This window comes from Thauera mechernichensis, from assembly GCF_029588855.1.
GTDB classification, from domain to species: Bacteria; Pseudomonadota; Gammaproteobacteria; order Burkholderiales; family Rhodocyclaceae; genus Thauera; species Thauera mechernichensis.
Window position 1 is genome coordinate 22,792 of the sequence record NZ_JARQZE010000028.1, and the last position, 6,584, is coordinate 29,375.

At 64.9% G+C, this 6,584-nt stretch carries 8 protein-coding genes; 5 read left to right on the forward strand and 3 right to left on the reverse strand.

All coding sequences use genetic code 11. From position 1 onward, the window contains the following. Positions 1–203 precede the first annotated feature (203 nt). Both P7F68_RS19335 and P7F68_RS19340 read left to right on the forward strand, forming a co-directional pair. Complete coding sequence (locus tag P7F68_RS19335) at positions 204–794, forward strand: cytochrome c oxidase subunit 3 family protein (RefSeq protein ID WP_277835567.1); 591 nt, start codon at positions 204–206, stop codon at positions 792–794. A gap of 2 nt (positions 795–796) precedes the next feature. Then, a complete protein-coding gene (locus tag P7F68_RS19340; protein ID WP_277835558.1) occupies positions 797–1,105 on the forward strand; it encodes a hypothetical protein in 309 nt (102 codons plus the stop codon). On the opposite strand, the gene P7F68_RS19345 is transcribed toward P7F68_RS19340, so the two are convergent. Further along, positions 1,100–2,512: an aminotransferase-like domain-containing protein gene (locus tag P7F68_RS19345; protein ID WP_277835560.1), complete on the reverse strand. Its 1,413-nt coding sequence runs from the start codon at positions 2,510–2,512 to the stop codon at positions 1,100–1,102. The genes P7F68_RS19340 and P7F68_RS19345 overlap by 6 nt on opposite strands. A 198-nt stretch (positions 2,513–2,710) precedes the next feature. Here P7F68_RS19345 and acuR point away from each other — a divergent pair, with 198 nt between their 5' ends. The 3 genes from acuR to P7F68_RS19360 are packed head-to-tail and all read left to right on the forward strand — an operon-like array spanning position 2,711 to position 5,010. Next, positions 2,711–3,349, forward strand: a complete 639-nt coding sequence (gene acuR, locus P7F68_RS19350; protein WP_443080985.1) for an acrylate utilization transcriptional regulator AcuR — start codon at positions 2,711–2,713, stop codon at positions 3,347–3,349. Positions 3,350–3,398: 49 nt separating this feature from the next. Beyond that, positions 3,399–4,382, forward strand: coding sequence for an acrylyl-CoA reductase (NADPH) (gene acuI, locus P7F68_RS19355; RefSeq protein WP_277835562.1), 984 nt, complete (start codon positions 3,399–3,401; stop codon positions 4,380–4,382). 49 nt (positions 4,383–4,431) lie between these two features. Beyond that, complete coding sequence (locus P7F68_RS19360; protein WP_277835564.1) at positions 4,432–5,010, forward strand: peroxidase-related enzyme; 579 nt, start codon at positions 4,432–4,434, stop codon at positions 5,008–5,010. 81 nt (positions 5,011–5,091) lie between these two features. Here P7F68_RS19360 and P7F68_RS19365 read toward each other — a convergent pair whose 3' ends face one another. Next, positions 5,092–6,339, reverse strand: coding sequence for a sensor domain-containing diguanylate cyclase (locus tag P7F68_RS19365; protein ID WP_002941839.1), 1,248 nt, complete (start codon positions 6,337–6,339; stop codon positions 5,092–5,094). A 111-nt stretch (positions 6,340–6,450) separates the two neighbouring features. Then, the coding region (locus P7F68_RS19370; protein ID WP_277835568.1) for an ureidoglycolate lyase at positions 6,451–6,584 on the reverse strand (134 nt) is incomplete at its 5' end.

Consider the following 6,584-nt stretch of genomic DNA (forward strand, 5'->3'; position numbering starts at 1 on the left):
CGGCTTCAAAGATGGCCGGCAGTACATCATCCCGGGTGGGATAGGTGCAGATTCAGATTGTTTGATTTAGAACAGGTACAGATTCTGGCTGGCCGTCTTGCTGTGCCGGATGACTATCGGCCCGACTGTTCCTGTCTGCGCATCGGCAGGCGGTGACAATGAAGGTGTCGAGTCAGGAGTTGAGTACCGTGATTGCCAGTACGATGAGTCTTCCCAATGCAGCGGATCTGCCCCCCAGTGCGGGCAGGGTGCCCGGCAACAAGGGTATCTGGGTCGGGATCTGCTGCGAGTTTGTCGAGTTTCTGGTGCTGTTCATCGTGTACTTCGTCGCTCGCGCGCACTTTCCGGAGGATTTCCATGCGGGGGCCGAGCGTCTTTCGCAGACGGCGGGCGTGCTCATCACGCTGCTGATGGTGAGCAGTAGCTTCTTCATGGCCTGCTCGGTCACCCGCCTGCGTGCCGGGCGCAGGCGCGAATCGATCGCTTGGCTGATTGCGGGCCTGGTCGCCGCACTCGGCTATCCGGTGGTCAAGTACTTCGAGATCCAGTGGAATCTTGCGCAAGGGATCGATGGGCAGTCGGGGATTTTCTTCACCGTCTATTACTACCTGACCTTCACCCACATGGTGCACGCCTTCTGGGGCATCCTCGGCATCCTCTGGGTCCTCACCCGACACGGGTTCGGGATCTACACTGAGGAAGAACACAGCGGCCTGGAGGCGCTTGCCAGCTACTGGCATGCCACCGACATCATCTGGCTGGTCATTTTCCCCTTCTGTTACGTTCTGGCCTGATCATGGATACCTCCGCACGCAAGCCCGCCACCTCGCTGCAACCCCTGTTCCTGGCCTGGCTGGGGCTTGTCGGCCTTACCTTCGTCAGCCCGCAGCTCGGCGCCGGCCTCGGTGGGCAGGACACCGTGCAGCTCATCGTCGCCGCGATCATCTGGATCAAGGGCCAGCTGGTCGCACGCTACTTCATCGAGGCTGGGCTGGTGCACCCCTTCCTTCGCAATGTGCTGCGCTTCTTCATTGCCTCCACTCCGATCGCGATCGTGCTGACGACCTTGTTCGGCGACAGCATCACCCGTCTCGCCAGCCTATAGCTGGCGTTTGATCAGCCTGCCGAGCGTGGCCAGTGCATCGTCCTGGCGTGCCGTGGCGGGGTGGCCGAAATTGAGTCGGAGGTAGCTGGAGAACTCGCGTTTCGCCGAGAAGATCGGCCCTGGCGCGGTGCTGATGCCGTGTGCGAGCGCTGCCTCGTGCAGTTGCAGCGTGTCGACCCGGGCAGGTAGCTCCAGCCACAGGAAGTAGCCGCCGTCCGGCCTGGCCAGGCGGATGTCGTGGGGCAAGTGCGTCTCGATGCCGGCCAGGAGTTGTGCCTCTTGAGTGGCAAGCTGCCTGCGCAGCTGACGCAGGTGGTTGTCGAAGCCGCCGTGCTTGAGGTAATCGGCCAGCGCGATCTGCACCGGCACGGCAGTCGCCAGGCTGGTCGAGTATTTCTGCCGCTGAACCTTCTTGGCGAACCGCCCCGCCGCGACCCAACCTACGCGGTACCCCGGGGCGAGGCACTTCGAGAACGAAGATACGTGCAGCACCAGTCCGTCGGTGTCCATTGCCTTGCTGCACAAGGGGGCCTCGCGGCCGAAGTACAGCTCGGCATAGACGTCGTCCTCGATCAACGGAACCTGGTACTTGCGCAGCAGCTCCAGCAAGGCGCGCTTGTTCTCGTCCGCTACGCGGCTGCCCGTCGGGTTGGCGTAGTTGAGCATGAACAGGCAGGCCTTGACCGGATGATGGCGCAGCGCATCGGCCAGCGCATCCAGGCTCACGCCCTCGCGCGGGTGGCTCGGGATCTCGATCACCTTGAGCCCAAGGCGTTCGCTGGCCTGCAGCCCGGCGTAGAAGGTGGGTGATTCGATGGCAACCAGGTCGCCGGGCTGGGTCAGGGCCTGCAGGCAGAGGTTGAGCCCTTCCATTGCCCCTGACGTGACGACGATCTCCTGTGGCGACACCGAGGCGCCATGCGCCAGGTAACGCAATGCGATCTGTCGGCGCAGCTCCTCATTGCCCGGAGGCAGGTCGGTCACCGTGGCCAGCGGGTCCAGGTGACGTGCGGCCGCGGCGAGGAAGCGCCCGAGCTTGTCGAGCGGATACAGCCGCGCGTCCGGAAAGCTCGATCCCAATGGGACGATCGCAGGATCGCGAACGCTGTCGAGGATCTGGAAGATGAAGTCGCTGACCTCGAGCGCCGTGGAGCCGCCCACAGGGTGCGTCATCTCGGGCTCTGGCAGCTTGCGGCCGAGCCGGGCGCGCACGAAGTAGCCCGACTTTGGTCGCGCCTCGATCAGGCCCCGGCTTTCGAGCAGGTGGTAGGCCTGGGTGACCGTGATCGGGCTGACGCCATGGGTCTTGCAGGCCTGTCGCACGGAGAGGAGCTTGTCGCCGGGACGTAGTACGCCCGATGCAATCAGTGCTGCAGTTCGCTCGGCAAAGTCTTGGTAGAGGCTCATGGGGCGATGCTAGCAGCGGGTTGCCCGCAGCGCCTTGGCATGGATCATTCCTAGCAGCTGTGCTGCGGCTGGCGCAGGTGCAACTCCTGGTTGAGGTCGGTGCCTGGGTCTCGTGTGTTGGCGGGCCAGCGGTGCGTGCCGAGGGTGTCGTTGGGAGTTTCCTTGCATTTATAAAGACGATCGGTCTAATATCTGCCCATGGTTCCGGAACAGCAGACTCCCCGTCGGCGCGGCAGGCCGCCCAGACAGCGCGCAGACCTGATGGAGACGCGCGAGCTGTTGCTGCGTGCGGGCCTGGAGGTGTTCACCGAGAAGGGCTTCTCGGCCACCGGCATCGAGGAGATCCTTGGCCGCGTAGGCGTGCCCAAGGGCTCCTTCTACCATTACTTCGACAGCAAGGAAGACTACGGCCTCGAGGTGATCGGACGCTACGGCGTGTTCTTTGCCCGCAAGCTGGATCGCCATCTGCTCGATCCGGCACGCCCACCGCTGGCGCGCCTGCGCGCTTTCGTCATCGACGCGGCAGAGGGCATGGCACGCCATGAATTCCGCCGAGGTTGCCTGATCGGCAACCTCGGGCAGGAGATGGGCGCATTGCCGGAGAGCTTTCGGGTCCGGCTCAGGGATACTTTCGAGGATTGGCAGGCCCGTTTTGCGGCCTGCCTGAACGAGGCACAGCGGGCAGGGTGGCTGGCACCACAGGCCGACTGCGCGGGACTCGCTGCAGTGTTCTGGATTGGTTGGGAAGGCGCAGTCCTGCGTGCCAAGCTCGAGCGCAGTGCGAGGCCGCTCGAGCTGTTTGCCGATTTCTACTTCGCCGGGCTGCCCAAGGGCTGACTTTTTTCGTGTTTTTATAGACGTTCGGTCTAAATATGGAGGGGATGACATGTTCAAGGGCGTACTGATCGAGAAGGACGATGCGGGTTACCGCGCGAGCGTCAAGTCGCTTGACGAAGCGCAGTTGCCCGAGGGCAACGTGACCGTGCGCGTCAGCCACTCGACGCTCAACTACAAGGACGGGCTGGCCATTACCGGCAAGGGGCCGGTGGTGCGCAAGTTTCCGATGGTCCCGGGCATCGATCTGGTCGGGGTGGTCGAGGACAGCACCCATCCGGAATACAAAGCCGGGGACGCAGTGGTGCTCAACGGCTGGGGTGTGGGCGAGGTGCACTGGGGCGGCCTGGCGCAGAAGGCGCGTCTGAATGGCGACTGGCTGGTGCCGCTGCCCGCGGCCTTCACGCCGCAACAGGCGATGGCGATCGGCACCGCGGGTTATACCGCCATGCTGTGCGTGCTGGCGCTCGAACGCCACGGGGTCCAGCCCGGGGACGGCGAGATTCTGGTCACCGGCGCTGCCGGCGGTGTCGGCAGCGTCGCCATCGCGGTGCTCGCCAAGCTCGGCTACACGGTGGTGGCGGCGACCGGCCGCACGCAGGATGCCGACTACCTCAAGGCGCTCGGGGCGGCGGAGGTGGTCGATCGCGCGCTGTTCTCGTCGCCTGGCAAGCCGCTGGGCAAGGAGCGCTGGGCCGGCGCTGTCGATGTGGTCGGCAGCCATGTGCTGGCCAACGTCTGCGCCACCACCAAGTACCGTGGCGTGGTCGCGGCCTGCGGGCTGGCGGCGGGCATGGACCTTCCGGCGACGGTCGCGCCCTTCATCCTGCGCGGCGTCACCCTGGCTGGCGTCGACAGCGTGATGTGCCCGCGTGCGGACCGGCTGCTGGCCTGGCAACGCCTGGCAAGCGATCTGGATCCGGCCAAGCTCGGGCAGATCAGCCGCGAGGTCGGGCTGGCCGAGGCCATCCCGCTCGCCGACAGCTTGCTCAGGGGCGAGGTCCGCGGCCGCATCGTCGTGGACGTCAATCGCTAGAGCCGTCCCGTCAGGATCAACCGTTTCATCATTCCAAGGAGAAGAAAGCATGACCCAGGCACAGCAATCCGCAGTGAGCCGTTTCCCTGTCCCCGAACTGAAGGACATGCCCGAAGACATCCGCGCGCGCATCGAGGCCGTTCAGGAGAAGTCCGGTTTCATCCCCAACGTGTTCCTTACGCTCGCCTACCGGCCCGACGAGTTCCGTGCCTTCTTCGCCTACCACGACGCGCTGATGGAGAAGCCGGGCAACCTGAGCAAGGCCGAGCGCGAGATGATCGTGGTGGCGACCAGCAATGCGAACCAGTGCCAGTACTGCGTGATCGCCCACGGCGCGATCCTGCGCATCCGCGCCAAGAACCCGCTCATCGCCGACCAGGTTGCAGTCAACTACCGCAAGGCCGATCTGAGCGCTCGCCAGAAGGCGATGCTCGATTTCGCCATGAAGGTCTCGCAGACCTCGCACCTGGTGGGCGAGGCCGATTTCGAACTGCTGCAGGCGCACGGCTTCACCGAGGAGGACATCTGGGATATCGCCGGCATCGCGGCCTTCTTCGGCATGTCCAACCGTCTTGCCAACGTGACGAGCATGCGGCCCAACGCGGAGTTCTACGCGCTCGGCCGCTGAGCGCAGGGCTTGCCAGCCCCGCGCGGTGCATGCGAGCGCGGGGCGGTGACGAGACCTTGTGCAGCCTGAGTGCGGTCGCGCTCAGGCGAGCGACAAGCGGTTGCGGCCATTGCGCTTGGCCTCGTAGAGCGCAGCGTCGGCGCGTGCGAAGAGGGCATCCGTCGTCTCGCCTGGCTTCCGCAGCGCAAGGCCAAACGACACCGTGCATGCGCCGACCTGGGCATCGCGGTGGGCGGCGACGCGCAACCTGATGCGTTCGGCTAGCTCGACGGCTGCCGCCTGGGGGCAGTCCTCGAGCAGGATCAGGAACTCCTCGCCTCCCCAGCGCATCACCTTGTCGCGACTGCGCACCGAGTGGCGGAGGATGTGTGCGATGTCGCGCAGTACGCGATCGCCTGCGGGGTGGCCGAAGCGGTCGTTGATCTGCTTGAAATGGTCGATGTCGCAGACCAGCAGGGCCAGCGGCGTGCCCTGCACCTGCGCTCTGCGCTGGGCCTCTTTCAGCAGTTGCTCACCGTGGCGCCGGTTGTGCAGGCCGGTGAGGGTGTCCTCGGTCGCGGCCTGGCGTAGCGCATGCTCGATGTCGACGCGCTCGGAGATGTCCTTGCTTACGCTGACGTAGTGGCTGATGCGGCCGGCGTCGTCGCAGATCGGCGAGATGCTTTGCTCGGCGTGGTATAGCGAGCCGTCGCGCCGGCGGTTGGTGAAGGTGGCGCGGAAGTCATTGCCGCTGGCCAGAGAGGTGTGCAACTCGGCATAGAACTTTTCGTCGTGCTCGCCGGAGCGGAACAGGGCCGGCGTCATGCCGATGACCTCGTTGACCGCATAACCGGTCACGTTGGCGAAGGCGAGGTTGGCGAAGATGATGCGCTTGGCGGTGTCGGTGATGATGATCGGATCGCTGGCGGCATCGAGCGCGCGCGCGAGCAGGCGGTTCTCGCGGTCGGCGCGGACATGCTCTGAGATGTCCTGCTGTATCGACACGAAGTGCGTGAGCTTGCCCTCGTCGTCGCGGACGGGGGTGATGCTCCAATGCACGGTGTAGGGCGTACCGTCCTTGCGGTAGTTGATCGCCGTGCCTTCGAAGAAGCGCCCTTCCTGCAGACAGATGCGCAACTCGTCGATCACTGCCCGGTCGGTCTCCGGGCCTTGCAGGCGCTTGAGCGTCTGGCCTTTCAGCTCTTCGAGCGTATAGCCGGTCATCGCGCAGAAGGCTGGGTTGGCGATTTCCACCCGCCCGCCGACGGTGAGGTCGGCATCGGTGATTACGATCGCGTTCCACGACTGCATTACGGCGGCCTGGAACAGCCTCGACTCGCAGGTGCTCATTGGGCAGGGCAGAAGCCAAAACACCCTATCCTAGCAGCGTGGCGCGGTAGTGCGGGCTGCTATTGTGTTGCGGATGTGTCGCGAGTCACGTGCCGGTGCCGGCCGATGGGTTCATGTGGGCGCTGCGATCCTGCCCGGGGTCTCGAGCTGGATCTCGTCGCAGTTGTGCCCTGGTCCGCTGCGGTCGATGACGATGAAGTCGCAGATTTCGTCGAGTGCGAGCAGGGGGTGGTGCCAGACGCCGG

Coding starts and splice junctions, on each gene's coding strand:
- P7F68_RS19345 (WP_277835560.1), bottom strand. CDS start 2,512: ATGAGCCTCTACCAAGACTTTGCCGAGCGAACTGCAGCACTGATTGCA.
- acuI (WP_277835562.1), top strand. CDS start 3,399: ATGTTCAAGGGCGTACTGATCGAGAAGGACGATGCGGGTTACCGCGCG.
- P7F68_RS19335 (WP_277835567.1), top strand. CDS start 204: ATGAGTCTTCCCAATGCAGCGGATCTGCCCCCCAGTGCGGGCAGGGTG.
- P7F68_RS19360 (WP_277835564.1), top strand. CDS start 4,432: ATGACCCAGGCACAGCAATCCGCAGTGAGCCGTTTCCCTGTCCCCGAA.
- P7F68_RS19340 (WP_277835558.1), top strand. CDS start 797: ATGGATACCTCCGCACGCAAGCCCGCCACCTCGCTGCAACCCCTGTTC.
- P7F68_RS19365 (WP_002941839.1), bottom strand. CDS start 6,339: ATGAGCACCTGCGAGTCGAGGCTGTTCCAGGCCGCCGTAATGCAGTCG.
- acuR (WP_443080985.1), top strand. CDS start 2,711: ATGGTTCCGGAACAGCAGACTCCCCGTCGGCGCGGCAGGCCGCCCAGA.